The 15947-nt window shown below is 63.4% G+C and carries 15 protein-coding genes and 1 tRNA gene; 5 read left to right on the top strand and 11 right to left on the bottom strand.

Going from position 1 to position 15947, the window contains the following annotated elements; all coding sequences use genetic code 11:
• Nucleotides 1-694: 694 nt before the first annotated feature.
• From A5781_RS18525 to A5781_RS18490, 7 genes are all read right to left on the bottom strand, one after another.
• On the bottom strand, nt 695-1948 hold the full coding sequence (locus A5781_RS18525) for a phage major capsid protein (RefSeq protein ID WP_082939420.1): 1254 nt from the start codon (nt 1946-1948) through the stop codon (nt 695-697).
• Nucleotides 1949-2381: 433 nt separating this feature from the next.
• Nucleotides 2382-2693 (bottom strand): hypothetical protein, encoded by a 312-nt coding sequence (locus A5781_RS18520; RefSeq protein WP_067209566.1) that lies wholly within the window; start codon nt 2691-2693, stop codon nt 2382-2384.
• Nucleotides 2690-3016 (bottom strand): P27 family phage terminase small subunit, encoded by a 327-nt coding sequence (locus A5781_RS18515; protein WP_231990753.1) that lies wholly within the window; start codon nt 3014-3016, stop codon nt 2690-2692. Before A5781_RS18515 ends, A5781_RS18520 begins: the two co-directional genes overlap by 4 nt.
• A 1330-nt stretch (nt 3017-4346) precedes the next feature.
• A complete protein-coding gene (locus A5781_RS18505; RefSeq protein ID WP_156624802.1) occupies nt 4347-4625 on the bottom strand; it encodes a hypothetical protein in 279 nt (92 codons plus the stop codon).
• A 19-nt stretch (nt 4626-4644) separates the two neighbouring features.
• Nucleotides 4645-5235, bottom strand: a complete 591-nt coding sequence (locus A5781_RS18500) for an HNH endonuclease (protein ID WP_156624798.1) — start codon at nt 5233-5235, stop codon at nt 4645-4647.
• A gap of 196 nt (nt 5236-5431) precedes the next feature.
• Entirely contained in the window at nt 5432-5662 is a 231-nt protein-coding gene (locus A5781_RS18495) for a hypothetical protein (RefSeq protein WP_067209549.1), read from the bottom strand.
• 37 nt (nt 5663-5699) lie between these two features.
• Nucleotides 5700-5894, bottom strand: a complete 195-nt coding sequence (locus tag A5781_RS18490; protein WP_067209663.1) for an AlpA family transcriptional regulator — start codon at nt 5892-5894, stop codon at nt 5700-5702.
• 169 nt (nt 5895-6063) lie between these two features.
• On the opposite strand from A5781_RS18490, the gene A5781_RS18485 reads away from it, so the two are divergent.
• Nucleotides 6064-7239, top strand: a complete 1176-nt coding sequence (locus A5781_RS18485) for a site-specific integrase (RefSeq protein ID WP_082939419.1) — start codon at nt 6064-6066, stop codon at nt 7237-7239.
• Between the two features lie 117 nt (nt 7240-7356).
• Here A5781_RS18485 and A5781_RS18480 read toward each other — a convergent pair.
• Nucleotides 7357-7433: transfer RNA gene (locus A5781_RS18480), tRNA-Leu, on the bottom strand.
• Nucleotides 7434-7546: 113 nt separating this feature from the next.
• On the opposite strand from A5781_RS18480, the gene A5781_RS18475 reads away from it, so the two are divergent.
• Nucleotides 7547-8164, top strand: a complete 618-nt coding sequence (locus A5781_RS18475) for an ANTAR domain-containing response regulator (RefSeq protein WP_197503909.1) — start codon at nt 7547-7549, stop codon at nt 8162-8164.
• A gap of 13 nt (nt 8165-8177) precedes the next feature.
• Here the strand turns inward: A5781_RS18475 and A5781_RS18470 are convergent, their stop codons facing one another.
• Together A5781_RS18470 and A5781_RS18465 are read right to left on the bottom strand one after the other, a co-directional pair.
• Nucleotides 8178-9374, bottom strand: coding sequence for a lipid-transfer protein (locus A5781_RS18470; protein ID WP_067209657.1), 1197 nt, complete (start codon nt 9372-9374; stop codon nt 8178-8180).
• Nucleotides 9374-9814, bottom strand: coding sequence for a Zn-ribbon domain-containing OB-fold protein (locus tag A5781_RS18465; protein ID WP_067209542.1), 441 nt, complete (start codon nt 9812-9814; stop codon nt 9374-9376). The genes A5781_RS18470 and A5781_RS18465 overlap by 1 nt, the downstream gene beginning before the upstream one ends.
• 144 nt (nt 9815-9958) lie before the next feature.
• Here A5781_RS18465 and polA point away from each other — a divergent pair, with 144 nt between their 5' ends.
• From polA to coaE, 3 genes are all read left to right on the top strand, one after another.
• A complete protein-coding gene (gene polA, locus A5781_RS18460; protein WP_156624810.1) occupies nt 9959-12619 on the top strand; it encodes a DNA polymerase I in 2661 nt (886 codons plus the stop codon).
• A gap of 207 nt (nt 12620-12826) precedes the next feature.
• The gene (gene rpsA / locus A5781_RS18455; protein ID WP_067209537.1) at nt 12827-14266 is read left to right on the top strand and encodes a 30S ribosomal protein S1; all 1440 of its coding nucleotides are present in this window, start codon (nt 12827-12829) and stop codon (nt 14264-14266) included.
• A 24-nt stretch (nt 14267-14290) separates the two neighbouring features.
• Complete coding sequence (gene coaE / locus A5781_RS18450; protein ID WP_067209534.1) at nt 14291-15505, top strand: dephospho-CoA kinase; 1215 nt, start codon at nt 14291-14293, stop codon at nt 15503-15505.
• Nucleotides 15506-15511: 6 nt separating this feature from the next.
• Here the strand turns inward: coaE and A5781_RS18445 are convergent, their stop codons facing one another.
• The gene (locus A5781_RS18445) at nt 15512-15928 is read right to left on the bottom strand and encodes a hypothetical protein (protein WP_067209531.1); all 417 of its coding nucleotides are present in this window, start codon (nt 15926-15928) and stop codon (nt 15512-15514) included.
• Nucleotides 15929-15947: the final 19 nt, after the last annotated feature.

Here is a 15947-nt window from a genome sequence, read left to right as displayed (position 1 = left end):
AGGTGGTTGGCCACCCGCCCCGGCCGGACGCGGGAGACGGGGAGAAGTCCCCGCGCCATTTTCACCTGCGCAGACCGACGTAACCGCAATCTCCCCCAAGGGAGGGGACCATCGGACGCGGCGAAGGTGAAGTTTGTTTGAAGTTTGAGAGGGACCGGAGAATGAAGCGAATCACCCCCCGGTCCCTACCGCAATCGAAAAGAGGCTAATAGGAGTAAGCCCATTGCGGGTTATTGCGATGGGAAATGCAAGTAAACCATCGCGGTTGTCTCCCCGCCCGCCTAGCACGGAAAAGGTCGGGAAGCTTTTTCGGATCTAGCCCGAAGCCCCGACAGAAGCGGTAATCGTCCCGCCCGTAATGGTCGTGGCGATCACTGCCTTGAGGTATCGGAATGGCACGCTGGTCGAAACCACAGGAGTCGATACCGTGCTGGCCGACGTTGTCGAAACGGGCGAACCTAGAGTGTAGAACACGGTTCCGTCCAGCGATCCGTACAATTGCACGGAGCCGGCCGAGACGCCAGCGCTGGAATTCACTACCATAACGGCAGTAGTCCGCGTCGTCAGGCCGTCCAATACGGTCGGTGTCGACGTGGTCGCGGATTTAGCGCTCAGAGAAACCACCGGAGCAATGCCCAGGCTGTAAACGTCGATGCGGTTACCGAGAGAATCTGTATACAATTCAAACTCTCCTTTAGGACGTCGGAAGGCCGGTAAGGATATTGATTGCTGTCGGGTATTGAACCCCGATCTGTTCGCGAATCTCACCTCGGAACGAAATGGCGTTCTGTGTCCACAGGTTCGTGCCCGATGCGTCAGTGCCGTAGGCATTTGTCTCAAGCGTGTATCCCATGCGGGTCCACCTAATGACAGCCTTTTTACGGTCAATAACAATTGCGGTACCAGCTGGAATTTTCGTGTTGGTGACAACGTCCATGTTGAACACGCGTTTGATGCTGTTTATATTCGCCGGGTCATCCGGACTAAGGAGATACTGGCCGGTGGTCGACTTCGACAGCTTCACCGCATCCCAGCTAGTCGGATGCATTGCCACGAGATCAGCCTCGCCATATGCCGACCCGACGCGGATATCGTTCGCTGCCTTAGCGATAGCGTCAATATTCGTATCGGCGCCGACCGCACGAGTCAGAACGCCGGAAGCGTTCAAAAGGCCATAGGTAACGTCATTCGTAAAGAAATTGGTCTCTTCGTCTACAATAGCTCTAAACAGCTCGGAGGGAACGAATTTCATAAATACGTCGAAGTCTTGAGCGATCTCCATGGATATGGTCGCAGTTGCGGCGATCTTAGCCCAGCTTGCCGTGTGCGTTGTGAGCTGCATTCCGAGATCGGGCTTGGCGCCTAGCTCATTAACGACGGCGGCTGGGTTAGTGTTCCCGGTATGGGCAACCCATTCGACGCCAGGGCCGATCGGGGCGGCCTGTTGGATGAAATGATCGAGTAGCCGGTCTGGCTCATACGGCAATTCCAGCGTGTTCTGCGGGAGCAGAATGGGCGGTAGCGTGCCGCTGCTGAAACTACCTTCGCCAAAAGGCGCTTTAGTGCCAACTTCTAGCCGGAACGGCTGCTTGTGCTTTACGGCGTCGAACAGGCCCTTATAGTCTACCTCACTGAAAGTGAGCGGGCTGGGGGTAACGCCACTTTTCGCGCTTTCCACACCGACATTCGGCTGTTTTCCAACACTTGCCATATTAGCCGGATTGTGACCTCCGATTTTCTTGGAGAACACCTCATCGGCGACAAAGCCCTTTTTGGCGCGGTCAAGCTCATCCTGTTCCGTCTGCCATTCTTCGGCCTTGTGGCGATACTTCTCGTATGCGTCATCGGATGAGTATCCTTTGGTTTTTAGGTCGGCAACCTTGTTGGCGACCCAAATGCCTAGCTCGTTGTTCGCCTTTTGGCGAAGCTCGTGCTGTGCTTTATTCAATTTTGTGTTTCTTTCGTGGTTAGTTTTACGGCGCTGCAATGCAGCACTTCTAACCAGCGGACACGCCCTTTTATCGCGGGTTTACCTTGGAGGGTAAAGCGGCAAAGCGCATCGGGTGGTCGTGCCCTCGCGGACACTCATAAGCATCGTTCGTAATAGCGGGTTATTGCGATAAGCGGCATAGAGATGCGGGTTATCGAAACAAGCGGCAAAAAACTCAGCTCGTTCTGGTGTGATCACACCAAGTCTTTTATTTCGCGCCTGCGGCCCGGGCGGGGCCTGGCGGCGGTATCTGTCTCGGGAGGCGACTCTGCCTCGTCTGCGGGGCGCTCAGGGCCGCCAGCGGCGGTGATGTGGACGAAGTCGTCGACTTGCGGGTCGTCTACCCCCGTGCTGACGGTGATCCAGCCACAGCGGCGGGGCTCTCGTTCCGTTACCACCCCTCGGCCGCTTCCTGCCAGCTCTTGTCAATGAGTCGACTCGGGTCGCGGGGGAGGAAGTCGGTGGGCAGTTCATTAACCAAGCCGATCTGTGCGCTGAGTTTTCTCAGGACGTGGCCCAGCTCGGCAAATCGCCTGTCATCGGCTGCCGTGCCGTTGCCCTTGTCGATCAGTAGCCTCATGGCCTCCCACTGCGCGGCTGTGATCGAGTAGCGGTAGGCGTCAGCGGCGGTGACGGATAGGTCGTCCTGGTTGTTTAGGTATTGGCGGATAGCGGCGGCACGGTTTCTAATCGACTGCCTCATGCCATCATCTCCTCAAGAAAAGCGTCTACCTCTATCCCGTCCATATCGGGCTTCGGGTGAACCAACGGGACTGCCTTCGCTAGGCGAATGAGATCCGCCCTGGCCTGCGATAACCCCATTAGACTGGGGTTGCGCACCTTCTCATGCTTGAGCCGGCCTTGTACGAGGGTGCCGTAGTCGTCAATGTCTTTTTTGAACCGAAGATAGAGTTCGACAGTTTCGCAGTAGAGGCAAAGGGTGTCATGGTCGATTTGCTGCCAGCGGCCTTCCGCATGGATGCGGTCGGCGTGCCGATCCCACAGTTGACGTGCGGCGATGCTCAATGGCCGGGGCGGCTTGAAGTCTGTCTCGGTAATGACCTATCCTCTTTGCTATGTACGAAATGCGTTACGCGACAACAGAATTCGAGCGAATCGAAGTGCCGAAAGTCGTTGTGGCGCAAGAGTGTTCCAAAAATCAATGCCGCGGCGGTGACCGCTAAAAAACGGCACGGAACGGTCGCAGAGAGGCGCGCGGCCCAGGGGTGTTTGCCCACCTCCACCCCCCATTGGCGGAGATCTTTTGCGGTTCAGTCAATCTTGTGGGATGACCGGTCACCAATCCGTTTGCTAACGTCCTTGATCCCCCTCGATTGGCTCGGGGTGGTCGGGCGCGCTCGTGTGAACAGTGCACCATCCGTTGTAGGGCTTCGGTCCATGATGCCGCCAGCTCGGTGCGTAACGGGAGCGCGGGCACATCGGCAACCGGGCAGCCATTCGGGGGACACCCTTGGTGCTTGCCCTCACGGGCAGCAGCCCGGGGGCGTCGGCGGGGATGGTCGTGCGGGTCCATGCATTGCCGGACGCATTGCCTGTGACATTGCGGAGGGTGGCATTGGCGCCTGGCATTGCCCCCCGCATAGGCGGACCATCCCCCACGTTTGCGCTTTGAGCGTGTTATACGCGCGCCATGACGGATGGCGGTTCAAGATAGCCCGCACGCGTCGCGCTATTGCGTACCCACCCCTGGTGTAATACTGCACGTCCAAGTCTGTATGGAAGCGGCGCACACTTTCGAGTAGCAATGCCGTCCCAACCCCCTTTCCCCGCTGATCCGGCCGCACGATTGTTTCCGTGTGGCCAGGAAAGTAGTGTTCTGGCGCTTCGCCTACTTTCGTCGCCGCGTAGTACAGGTGCACACCGGCCAGGAGTCCGTCATTGTCGCGGTAAAGCAGGCAGGCCGTTTGGTAACCGTGCCATTCGCGCCACTCCTGCGTGATGCCGGGCGGGCCGGAAGTGTCGAAGCACGCGGCGAACTCGGCGAAGTCAGGAAACCACTCGCTGTAGCCGTCTACTGGCTCTTGCTTAAAGTCGCGCCACAGAGGCCGCGCTGCGGTCATTCGTCCGCGATAAGGCCTAGTTCATTGGCCGGCGGGAATTCATCACTCTGCGGCGCTATGGGGGCCGGGAAGCGCTCTATGCGGCCAAGGCGCCGACCACCGCTGCCGGTCGAAGCGGCCATGCCGCAGGAGCGGACGAATTCAACCAGGCGCTCAAATTCGACTGCGCTTAATGCTATCCATGAGCGCGGCCCGCGTAGGACCACCCCGCCCCGGTCCCGCTTCTCGGCCGTGATGGGGGTGCGGTAGCGGTCGGTGACGATTATCGAGTCCATTTAGATCAGCTTTTTCACTTGTTCAAGCGTAAGTTCGCCATCCTTCAGCTTAGTGGCGACATCGGCAGGGAAATACATTTCCGGAGCCTCAAGAATCAGAACCCTTGCGACAAGATCCGACATTTCTTTAGCCGCCTTGTAAGTGAGGGGTATTAAGACTTCTTGAGTTTTCGTCTGGGCCAATAGCCCAAGCACGCTTTCCATTCCCGGATCTGTCGACACCAACACTTTGAAGTGCTCTACGCGCATAACCGGTAATTCAGTTTCTTTATTCTTCAATTTCTAAGCCTTCTACTTTTTATGACGCTCGGCAGTGTCCCTGCCGCGGGTTCAGTAATGCGGACTCGCGCTCCTCTATGCTGCGGCGGCGAAGTCGTATCGACTCTTCCCATTCCGCGCTGAAGGTCCAGCGGAGATTGTCCAGGCAGCAGTTGCCTTGATCGCCGTCGATGTGCTCGGCGTAGTGCAGGGGCGGAGCGGGACCGACGAATGCGGTCAATACGAGCTCGTCCGCCAGGAACATGGGGCTCTCGACTACTTGGTGCCATTGCGGATCGCCGTACGTGTAGCGCGTCAGGCCGCGTGCTCGCAGCTCGCCCGCGCTGAGGCCGTACTCGATCCAGTCGATGCGCATGCGCCGATAGACAGTGTTGTAGATGGGCTGCACGGTTCCGCAGTAGTTTCCGATGACAACTACCGGGCGTAACATTCTGACGCTCTCCGGGTCGCGCGTCGCTAAGAGCAGATGCTCGGGTTCTACTTTGCGCCGGTTGTGGAACACTTCCCCGTTGGCGTTGATCTGGTGACCGGGTGCGGGAAGATCCCGGCGCGGATGTCTCGTCTTTTTCGTTCGCGTGTCTTTCGTTCGTTTTTGATGCGGAAAGTGCATCTCATTGCGGCCCAGTAAGGACCTCGGAGTGGGGATAGTAGACGATGATGTTCACTATGAGGTTGGCCTCGCCGACCTACCTTCCATCTTAAAAAAGATGCAGTACCCCTCTATACCTATTATGCCTACATAGTGCACCTTAGCTACTCAAAATGCCCTTTGAACTGCACTTATCCCCGACGGCCGACAATGAACCTTATGCTTCTCTGCCGGTATCGGGGAACTGCGACCGCTCGATCGCGACCGACTCTCGTCCGACCTCTTGCGCCAGCTGTCGCGCCAGGCGGTAGGCAAGCACCAGTCGCGCCTGACCTCCATCCCAGAGGTCGAGGTCTACTTGGACGTTCACTCCGTCCGCGCCCACAACGATGGAGTCAACGGTGGAATCATCGAGGGTGCAGACTTTGCCTGCGGTGTTGATGCTCATGACCCCAGTGTGCCTGCGGTGGCTGACAATAGCGGTTTCATGCCGCGCCGCCGCGCAGCGTCTGCGCTTTCTGCTCATCCAGCCACGCGTCCAGGTCCGCGATGTCGTAGACCACGCGCCCCCCGACTACGTAACTCTTCGGTCCCTGATTGGTTGCTCGGTACCAGCGCAGCGTCGGGAGGGGAATACCCGTATATTCGCTTGCGCCTTTGATTTTCACTGATCGTGCCATCGTTTCCACATTCGTCTGAGGGTGCGTCGCTCTCACTGTCGTTACGTGCCAACAGCGGATGCCGAAGATACTGCCACCAAAAACAGGCTTGTCCAGTCTCAGCAACTTGAGGTATCGGGGAAGTGTCTGCGCAAACTGAGATGGACCGTACGCGCGTACGATGCGACGCATGGCAGCGCAAACGCCCGGTAAGCATGGCATCGCTGATATGTGGTACCGCCCCGATGGCAGTCCTACCAAGCTGGCAGAACCGGACTCATCGCCCAGGCGCCCGCGCGGTGAGGGCTCGCGCTGGCGGGCCTGGTATATCGACACAGACGGCAAGGAACGCACGAAGCGCTTTGCCACGAAGCAACCCGCGGAGGACTGGCTATCAGCGCAGACCGCGGACCTGACTAAAGGAACGTGGATATCACCGGAGCGCTCAGGTGAAAGCTTCGGCACCGTGGCGGCCGAGTGGTTGGCGTCCAAAAAGACGTCACGGAGTCCCAAGACTGTGGCCGGATACGAGTCCCTGCTGGACACCGTGATCCTGGGTAGGTGGCGCAGCGTCCCGCTGAAAGACATGAAGCATGGGGAGCTACAGCAGTGGATAACCGACCTGTCCACCACGGGCGGTACACGCAAGGGCGGCACGGGCCTTTCGGCCTCGCGTGTGCGGCAGGCCCATCAGGTAATCAGCGCGGTGCTGCGGTACGCCATCCGCACCGAGCGCCTAGTGAAGAACGTCGCAACGGACATTGACCTACCTGTCAAGCAGTCCGCGCCCCGCCGCTATCTGACGCATAAGCAGCTACAGCAGCTTGCCGCCAAGGCCGATCGCTTCGAAGCGCTGACGTTGGTACTGGGCTATTGCGGATTGCGCATCGGGGAAGCCATCGCACTGCGACGTAGGGACATCGGGAATCGGACTATCACTGTGCGGACGTCGGTAACCAGCGTAACCGGGCAAGGACAGGTTGAAGGCGACACCAAGACGCATCGGGGTCGCGAGGTGCCTGTGCCGGCGTTTGTATGGGAGCGGCTAAAGGGGGAGCTACCCGACGATCCTGACGCGCTGGTGTTTCCGTCCCGCAAGGGTGGTCACCTGACCATCGGGGAATACCGCTGGGTATTCGATAGCGCGGCGTCGGATATAGCCCTGGGTGGCCTTGTGCCGCACGAGCTACGGCACACGTGTGCGTCGCTAGCCATCTCAGCCGGGGCCAACGTGAAGGCCGTGCAGACGCTTCTTGGGCACGCTTCGGCCGTCATGACCCTGGACCTCTACGGGCACCTTCTGTCAGACGATTTGACCAGGGTGGCCCGGAGCCTCGATAGGGCGGCTCGGAGGGCCGCCGCCTAACGGCCGTTATGGCCGGTTGTGGAGGATGCTCGGGGGTAAGTGCGTACGAAACGCGTACGAATCGGGGGTATAGCCGCCCCGCGGTATCGCTAGAAATGCTTCTGAACTGGCGTTTCTTGGTGCCCTCGGTGGGATTCGAACCCACACTGGACGGGTTTTGAGTCCGTTTCCTCTGCCAGTTGGGATACGAGGGCTTACTCGGCCTCCTACCTTAGAGGCAGCCTCCCACCATAGAGGATTCGGCGTAGACACCCTTCTCACCGCCCCGAGGTCGCTGGCCTCGGACGTTCACGAGAGAATGTCCGTCATGACAGGCCCCACGACCGACACCACCGACGCCGCTGTGCCGCGCCGGGTCCTGATCGCGGAAGACGAAGCGCTGATCCGAATGGACCTCGCCGAGATGCTGCGGGAGGAGGGTTACGACATCGTCGGGGAGGCCGGCGACGGTCAGGAGGCCGTCGAGTTGGCCGAACGACATCAGCCCGACCTCGTGATCATGGACGTGAAGATGCCTCGCCGCGACGGGATCGACGCGGCGTCCGAGATCGCCAGCAAGCGCATCGCACCGATCGTGGTGCTGACCGCGTTCAGCCAGCGCGACTTGGTCGAGCGCGCCCGCGATGCCGGGGCGATGGCCTACCTGGTGAAGCCCTTCACGATCAGCGACCTGATTCCGGCGATCGAATTGGCGGTCAGCCGCTTCAGCGAGATCACCGAGCTGGAACGCGAAGTGGCGACGTTGTCCGAACGGCTGGAGACCCGCAAGCTCGTCGAACGCGCCAAGGGCCTGTTGCAGACCAAGCAGGGCATGACCGAGCCCGAGGCGTTCAAGTGGATTCAGCGCGCCGCCATGGACCGGCGCACCACGATGAAGCGGGTCGCCGAAGTCGTCCTGGAAACCCTCGACACCCCCGACGAGTAGCCCGGCGCGTCGTTCAGCGCGCCACGATCACCGACGAGCCGTGTCCGAACAGGCCCTGGTTGGCGGTGACGCCGACGGTGGCGTTCTCCACCTGCCGGCCGGTCGCCTGACCGCGCAGCTGCCAGGTCAGCTCGCAGACCTGCGCGATGGCCTGGGCGGGGATCGCCTCCCCGAAGCAGGCCAGACCGCCCGACGGGTTGACCGGGACCTTGCCGCCGATGGTGGTCGCGCCGCTGCGCAGCAGCGCCTCGGCCTCGCCCTTGGGGCACAGCCCGAGGTGCTCGTACCAGTCGAGCTCCAGCGCGGTCGACAGGTCGTAGACCTCGGCCAGGCTGACATCCTCGGGCCCGATGCCCGCCTCGGCGTAGGCCGCATCCAGGATCTGATCCTTGAACACCCGGTCCGGTGCGGGCACCGCGGCGGTGGAATCCGTTGCGATGTCCGGTAATTCGGGCAGGTGCTGCGGATAGCGGGGGGTGACCGTGCTGACCGCGCGCACCGACGGAACGCCGTCGAGCGAGCCGAGGTGCTTGCGGGCGAACTCGGCGCTGGCGACGATCAGGGCCGCCGCACCGTCGGAGGTGGCGCAGATGTCGAGCTGTCGCAACGGGTCGGCCACCACCGGGCTGGCGAACACGTCGTCGGCCGAAGCTTCCTTGCGGTAGCGGGCATTTGGGTTCTGCAGGCCGTGGCGCGAGTTCTTCACCTTCACCTGCGCGAAGTCCTCGGCCGTCGCGCCGTAGAGGTCCATCCGGCGACGCGCCAGCAGCGCGAAGTAGACCGGGTTCATCGCGCCGATCAGGTGGAACCGCTGCCAGTCCGGGTCGTTCTTGCGTTCTCCGCCGACGGGAGCGAACGCGCCCTTCGGGGTGGTGTCAGCGCCGATCACCAGCGCGACGTCGCAAAAACCGGCCAGGATTTGGGCCCGCGCGCTCTGCAGCGCCTGGGAACCGCTCGCACACGCGGCGTAGCTCGAGCTGACCGGGACGCCGTTCCAACCCAGCTTCTGGGCGAACGTCGACCCGGCGATGAAGCCCGGGTAGCCGTTGCGGATGGTGTCCGCGCCGGCGACCAACTGGATCTGTGTCCAGTCCAGGCCCGCCTCGGCCAGCGCGGCGCGTGCGGCGACGACCCCATATTCGGTGAAGTCGCGGCCCCACTTGCCCCAGGGGTGCATTCCGGCGCCGAGAATGTACAGCGGTTCGGGCATCAGGCGATCCTCCACGCATAGACGAGGCGCTCCACGCCGTCGTCGTCGGTGAACAGCGGCATGGTGGTCAGCTCCATCTCCATGCCGACCTTCAAGTCGGCGGCCAGGGTCCCCTCGACCACCTTGCCCAGCACGATGATTCCCTCGTCGGCCAGCTCGACCGCGGCGATGGCGAACGGCTCGAAGGGATCCGGGGCCGGGTAGGGCGGCGGCGGCGGATACCGGTTTTCGGTGTAGCTCCACAGCGTTCCCCGGGTCGACAACGCGACGGGCTCTAGTGTGTCGCTGGCGCAGCCCGGGTTGGGGCAGTTGTTCTCGCGCGGCGGAAAGACATAAGTGCCGCACTCGGGGCACTTACTGCCGATCAAGTGGGCGCTTCCGGTGTCGTCGGTGGCGAACCATCCGTCGATCGCGGGTTCTTGGCTGGTGACCTCTGGCACTCGGCCAGACTACCCAGGCCCAATACAAAACTGAAACGTGTTGCAGTTCTGGTCCGGGTGGTTGGGGCGCGTGCCTCGTCGTACCGGATGCCTAGAGTGTGAGCCGTGAGTATCGCCAGCGAGGAGCAGACCAAGCCGACGCTGATGCTGCTGGACGGCAATTCGCTGGCCTTCCGCGCGTTCTACGCGCTGCCGGCCGAGAACTTCAAGACCCGCGGCGGCCTGACCACCAACGCGGTGTACGGCTTCACCGCCATGCTGATCAACCTGTTGCGCGACGAGGCCCCGACGCACGTCGCCGCGGCGTTCGACGTGTCCCGGCAGACCTTCCGCTCCGAGCGGTACCCCGAGTACAAGGCCAACCGCTCGGCGACGCCGGACGAGTTTCACGGCCAGATCGACATCACCAAGGAAGTGCTGAACGCGCTGGGCATCACGGTGCTCGCCGAGCAGGGCTTCGAAGCCGACGACCTCATCGCGACGCTGGCCACCCAGGCCGAAAACCAGGGCTACCGCGTGCTGGTGGTCACCGGGGACCGGGATTCCCTGCAGTTGGTCAGCGACGACGTCACGGTGCTCTACCCGCGCAAGGGCGTAAGCGAACTCACCCGGTTCACGCCCGAGGCCGTCGTCGAAAAGTATGGGTTGACCCCCACGCAATACCCCGACTTCGCCGCCCTGCGTGGCGATCCCAGCGACAACCTGCCCGGCATCCCCGGCGTCGGGGAGAAGACCGCGTCCAAGTGGATCGCCGAATACGGCTCGCTGCAAGGCCTGGTGGACAACGTCGACTCGGTGCGCGGCAAGGTCGGCGACGCGCTGCGGGCCAACCTGGCCAGCGTGATCCGCAACCGCGAGCTGACCGATCTCGTCAAGGACGTGCCGCTGGCACAGACCCCGGACACGCTGCGCATGCAGCCCTGGGACCGCGACCACATCCACCGGCTCTTCGACGACCTGGAGTTCCGGGTGTTGCGCGACCGGTTGTTCGACACCCTGGTGGCGGCAGAGCCCGAGGTCGACGCCGGCTTCGACGTCCGCGGTGGCGCGCTGCAGCCCGGCGAGTTGGCGGTGTGGCTGGCGGAGCACAGCTCGGGCAAGCGGTTCGGCCTGGCCGTCGTCGGCACGCATTTGGCCTACGACGCCGACGCCACCGCAGTGGCCATCGTCTCCGCCGACGGTGAGGGCCGCTACATCGACACCTCGATGCTGGAGCCCGACGACGAGGCGGCGCTGGCGTCCTGGCTGGCCGACCCGGGTCCGCCCAAGGCGCTGCACGAGGCCAAGCTGGCGATGCACGACCTCGCCGGCCGGGGCTGGACGCTGGCCGGGGTCACCTCCGACACCGCGCTGGCCGCCTACCTGGTGCGGCCGGGGCAGCGCAGCTTCTCCCTCGAGGACCTGTCGCTGCGCTACCTGCGCAGGGAGCTGCGCGCGGAAACCCCCGAGCAGCAACAGCTTTCGCTGCTCGACGATTCCGATGGAACGGACGACCAGGCGGTGCAGACGCTGATCCTGCGGGCCGTGGCCGTGCTGGATCTGGCCGACGCGCTCGACGAGGAGCTCGCCCGCATCAACTCCACGTCGCTGCTTGGCGGCATGGAGCTGCCGGTGCAGCGGGTGCTGGCGGGGATGGAACACACCGGTATCGCAGTCGATTTGGATTTGCTCGGCGAGCTGCAGAGCGATTTCGCCCACCAGATCCGCGACGCGGCCGAAGCGGCCTACGCGGTGATCGGCAAGCAGATCAACCTGGGCTCGCCGAAACAGCTGCAGACGGTGCTCTTCGACGAGCTGGAGATGCCGAAGACCAAGCGCACCAAGACCGGCTACACCACCGACGCCGACGCCCTGCAGTCACTGTTCGACAAGACGGGTCATCCGTTCCTGCAACACCTGCTGACCCACCGCGACGCCACCCGTCTCAAGGTGACCGTCGACGGCTTGCTGAATGCGGTGGGCTCGGACGGGCGTATCCACACCACGTTCAACCAGACCATCGCGGCGACGGGCCGGCTGTCGTCGACCGAGCCGAACCTGCAGAACATTCCGATCCGCACCGAGGCCGGCCGGCGGATCCGCGACGCCTTCGTGGTCGGCGAGGGCTACAGCGAGTTGATGACCGCCGACTACAGCCAGATCGAGATGCGGATCATGGCGCACCTGTCCCGGGATGAGGGTCTGATCGAGGCGTTCAACACGGGGGAGGACCTGCACTCGTTCGTCGCGTCCCGGGCATTCGGCGTGCCGATCGAGGAGGTCACCGCCGAGCTGCGCCGCCGGGTCAAGGCGATGTCGTACGGGCTGGCCTACGGGTTGAGCGCCTACGGCCTGTCGCAGCAGCTCAAGATCTCCACCGAAGAGGCGAAGGAACAGATGGACGCCTACTTCGCCCGGTTCGGCGGGGTGCGCGACTACCTGATGAACATCGTGGAGCAGGCCCGCAAGGACGGCTACACCTCGACGGTGCTGGGCCGCCGCCGCTACCTTCCCGAGCTGGACAGCAGCAACCGCCAGGTGCGGGAGGCGGCCGAGCGGGCGGCGCTCAACGCGCCCATCCAGGGCAGCGCCGCCGACATCATCAAGGTCGCGATGATCGAGGTCGACAAGGCGGTCAACGAAGCCGGACTGAAGTCCCGGATGCTGCTGCAGGTGCATGACGAACTCCTGTTCGAAATCGCTCCGGGAGAGCGGGACCAGCTCGAGGCGCTGGCCCGCGAGAAGATGGGCGGCGCCTATCCGCTCGATGTCCCGCTGGAGGTTTCGGTGGGGTACGGCCGCTCATGGGACGCGGCAGCGCATTGACGGGGGCATTAGCCGCCGAGGATGATCTGGCGGAGAGAAAATTGGCGCGAAATTCGCGCTGCCGTCACTTTCGCCGTGGGCAAATGCCCGGTGTCGCGCAAGTGGCGCGCCGCCCGGGTTTGGCCAGCGTGTACGCAGTCGAGTAACCTCAACAGATAAATCCCAGTTTTGTCCCTACGACCCAACCTGTCCGGAGCAACCCACCACATGCCGAGTCCCACCGTCACCTCGCCCCAAGTAGCCGTCAACGACATTGGTTCCAGCGAGGACTTTCTTGCCGCAATAGACAAAACGATCAAGTACTTCAACGATGGCGACATCGTCGAGGGGACGATCGTCAAAGTGGACCGGGACGAGGTGCTCCTCGACATCGGCTACAAGACCGAGGGCGTCATCCCCGCCCGCGAGCTCTCCATCAAGCACGATGTCGACCCCAGCGAGGTCGTTTCCGTCGGTGATGAGGTCGAAGCCCTTGTTCTCACCAAGGAGGACAAAGAGGGCCGCCTGATCCTGTCCAAGAAGCGCGCGCAGTACGAGCGCGCCTGGGGCACCATCGAGGCGCTCAAGGAGAAGGACGAGGCCGTCAAGGGCACCGTCATCGAGGTGGTCAAGGGTGGCCTGATCCTCGACATCGGCCTGCGTGGCTTCCTGCCCGCGTCGCTGGTCGAGATGCGTCGGGTCCGCGATCTGCAGCCGTACATCGGCAAGGAGATCGAGGCCAAGATCATCGAGCTGGACAAGAACCGCAACAACGTCGTGCTGTCGCGGCGGGCCTGGCTGGAGCAGACCCAGTCCGAGGTGCGCAGCGAGTTCCTCAACCAGCTGCAGAAGGGCGCCATTCGCAAGGGTGTCGTCTCATCCATCGTCAACTTCGGCGCTTTCGTCGACCTTGGTGGTGTGGACGGCCTGGTGCACGTCTCCGAGTTGTCCTGGAAGCACATCGACCACCCGTCCGAGGTGGTCCAGGTCGGCGACGAGGTCACCGTCGAGGTGCTCGACGTCGACATGGACCGCGAGCGGGTTTCGTTGTCGCTCAAGGCAACCCAGGAAGACCCGTGGCGCCACTTCGCCCGCACGCACGCCATCGGCCAGATCGTGCCCGGCAAGGTCACCAAGCTGGTGCCGTTCGGTGCGTTCGTCCGCGTCGAGGAGGGCATCGAGGGCCTGGTGCACATCTCCGAGCTGGCCGAGCGCCACGTCGAGGTGCCCGACCAGGTGGTGGCCGTCGGCGACGACGCCATGGTCAAGGTCATCGACATCGACCTGGAGCGCCGCCGGATCTCGTTGTCGCTCAAGCAAGCCAACGAGGACTACACCGACGAGTTCGACCCGGCGAAGTACGGCATGGCCGACAGCTACGACGAGCAGGGCAACTACATCTTCCCCGAAGGCTTCGACGCCGAGACCAACGAATGGCTCGAGGGATTCGACAAGCAGCGCACCGAGTGGGAGGCCCGCTACGCCGAGGCCGAGCGCCGGCACAAGATGCACACCGCGCAGATGGAGAAGTTCGCCGCGGCCGAGGCGGCCGGGCACGCCGAGCAGTCGCCGGGCAACGGCGCGCCGCAGGAGAAGGCGGCCGGCGGGTCGCTGGCCAGCGACGCCCAATTGGCTGCCCTGCGGGAGAAGCTCGCCGGCAACGCGTGACCTGCTTCTGATCGCTCTCACGCCATGCTGCGTATCGGGTTGACCGGTGGCATCGGCGCCGGCAAGTCGGCGCTGTCGGCCACCTTCGCGAAATGCGGTGCGGTCATCGTCGACGGTGATGTCATCGCGCGCGAGGTGGTCCAGCCGGGCACCGAGGGATTGGCGGCGCTGGTGGAGGCGTTCGGTGACGACATACTGCTTCCCGACGGATCGCTGGATCGTCCCGCTTTGGCCGCCAAGGCCTTCCGGGACGACGAGGCGCGTCAACGGCTTAACGGCATCGTCCACCCGCTGGTCGGCAAGCGCCGCGCCGAGATCATCGCCTCGGTGTCCGAGGATTCGGTTGTCGTCGAGGACATCCCGCTGCTCGTGGAGTCGGGGATGGCGCCGCTGTTCCCGCTCGTCGTCATCGTGTACGCAGACGTCGAGGTGCGGCTGCGACGGCTGGTCGATCAGCGCGGCATGCCCGAATCCGACGCCCGCGCCCGGATCGCCGCGCAGGCCAGCGACGAGCAGCGCCGTGCCGTCGCCGACATCTGGGTGGACAACTCCGGCAGCCCGGAGGAGTTGGTGCAGCGGGCCCATGACGTGTGGGACCACCGGATACTGCCCTTCGCGCACAACCTGACTCAGCATCAGGTCGCCCGGGCGCCGGCGCGGTTGGTGCCGCCCGACCCGACCTGGCCGGATCAGGCGCGGCGGATCGTCAACCGGTTGCAGACCGCCTGCGGTCACCGGGCGATTCGCGTGGACCACATCGGTTCGACCGCCGTGCCGGACTTTCCCGCCAAGGACGTGATCGACGTGCAGATCACCGTCGAATCCTTGGCGGCCGCCGACGAACTCGTCGAGCCCCTGCTGGCCGCCGGCTACCCCCGCATCGAGCGCATCACCTCCGACGTCGCAAAGCCCGATGCGCGCAGCGCCGTCGAACGCTACAACCACAGTGACGATGCGGCGCTGTGGGACAAGCGGATTCACGCCTCGGCCGACCCGGGTCGCCCGACCAACGTGCATATCCGCGTCGATGGCTGGCCCAACCAGCAGTTCGCGCTGCTGTTCGTCGCCTGGCTGTCGGCCAGCCCCGAGGCGCGGGCCGACTACCTGTCCGTCAAGCAGTCGGCCGAAGCTCAGGCCGGCGGCGACACCGCGTGCTACGTCGACGCCAAGGAGCCGTGGTTTCTCGACGCCTACCGGCGCGCCTGGGAGTGGGCAGATTCGACGGGCTGGCGGCCCTAGCCCGGATCAGCCGGGCAGGGGTGCGCCGCACTGCAGCGCGCCGTTGTTGGGGTCGGCATTTCCGGGCGCCGGTTTGACCATTTGGTCGGCCTGGGTGAAAACGTTGTCGTCGACGTCGATCTCGCAGTGCACGTTCGCCGAATACGGGAAACGAAGCACTATCCGCATGCCGGCCTGCTGCGGGTCGGGCAGCACCGTGTTGGCCTCGAATGCGTTGCCGGGCATGGACGGAAGGTTGGTGGTGTTCGTCTGGCCGCCGTTGATGATGAAGGTGGCCTGACTGCCGGTTGTGAGCGCGTCGATGCGGGCGCGGTAGGTGATGTTGTGCAGGTCCGCCCGCGCGGTCGCCGGACTCAGTTGGGAGCCAACGGCGATGATGGTCACCGCGGTGATGGGCAGCAGCCTGCGGCCGGTGCAGCTCATAGTTGCCGACATTACGTCA

The organism is Mycobacterium sp. 852002-30065_SCH5024008 (assembly GCF_001665645.1).
GTDB lineage: Bacteria > Actinomycetota > Actinomycetes > Mycobacteriales > Mycobacteriaceae > Mycobacterium > Mycobacterium paraffinicum.
Note: the sequence above shows the minus strand (reverse complement) of the source record. Positions and strands in the feature narration are given on the sequence as shown.

Excerpts from the sequence above, each read along its gene's own strand:
- A5781_RS18520 (WP_067209566.1), bottom strand. The coding sequence starts at position 2,693 with ATGAGGCAGTCGATTAGAAACCGTGCCGCCGCTATCCGCCAATACCTA.
- A5781_RS18500 (WP_156624798.1), bottom strand. The coding sequence starts at position 5,235 with ATGCACTTTCCGCATCAAAAACGAACGAAAGACACGCGAACGAAAAAG.
- A5781_RS18495 (WP_067209549.1), bottom strand. The coding sequence starts at position 5,662 with ATGAGCATCAACACCGCAGGCAAAGTCTGCACCCTCGATGATTCCACC.
- A5781_RS18490 (WP_067209663.1), bottom strand. The coding sequence starts at position 5,894 with ATGGCACGATCAGTGAAAATCAAAGGCGCAAGCGAATATACGGGTATT.
- A5781_RS18485 (WP_082939419.1), top strand. The coding sequence starts at position 6,064 with ATGGCAGCGCAAACGCCCGGTAAGCATGGCATCGCTGATATGTGGTAC.
- A5781_RS18475 (WP_197503909.1), top strand. The coding sequence starts at position 7,547 with ATGACAGGCCCCACGACCGACACCACCGACGCCGCTGTGCCGCGCCGG.
- A5781_RS18470 (WP_067209657.1), bottom strand. The coding sequence starts at position 9,374 with ATGCCCGAACCGCTGTACATTCTCGGCGCCGGAATGCACCCCTGGGGC.
- polA (WP_156624810.1), top strand. The coding sequence starts at position 9,959 with ATGCTGCTGGACGGCAATTCGCTGGCCTTCCGCGCGTTCTACGCGCTG.
- rpsA (WP_067209537.1), top strand. The coding sequence starts at position 12,827 with ATGCCGAGTCCCACCGTCACCTCGCCCCAAGTAGCCGTCAACGACATT.
- coaE (WP_067209534.1), top strand. The coding sequence starts at position 14,291 with ATGCTGCGTATCGGGTTGACCGGTGGCATCGGCGCCGGCAAGTCGGCG.
- A5781_RS18445 (WP_067209531.1), bottom strand. The coding sequence starts at position 15,928 with ATGAGCTGCACCGGCCGCAGGCTGCTGCCCATCACCGCGGTGACCATC.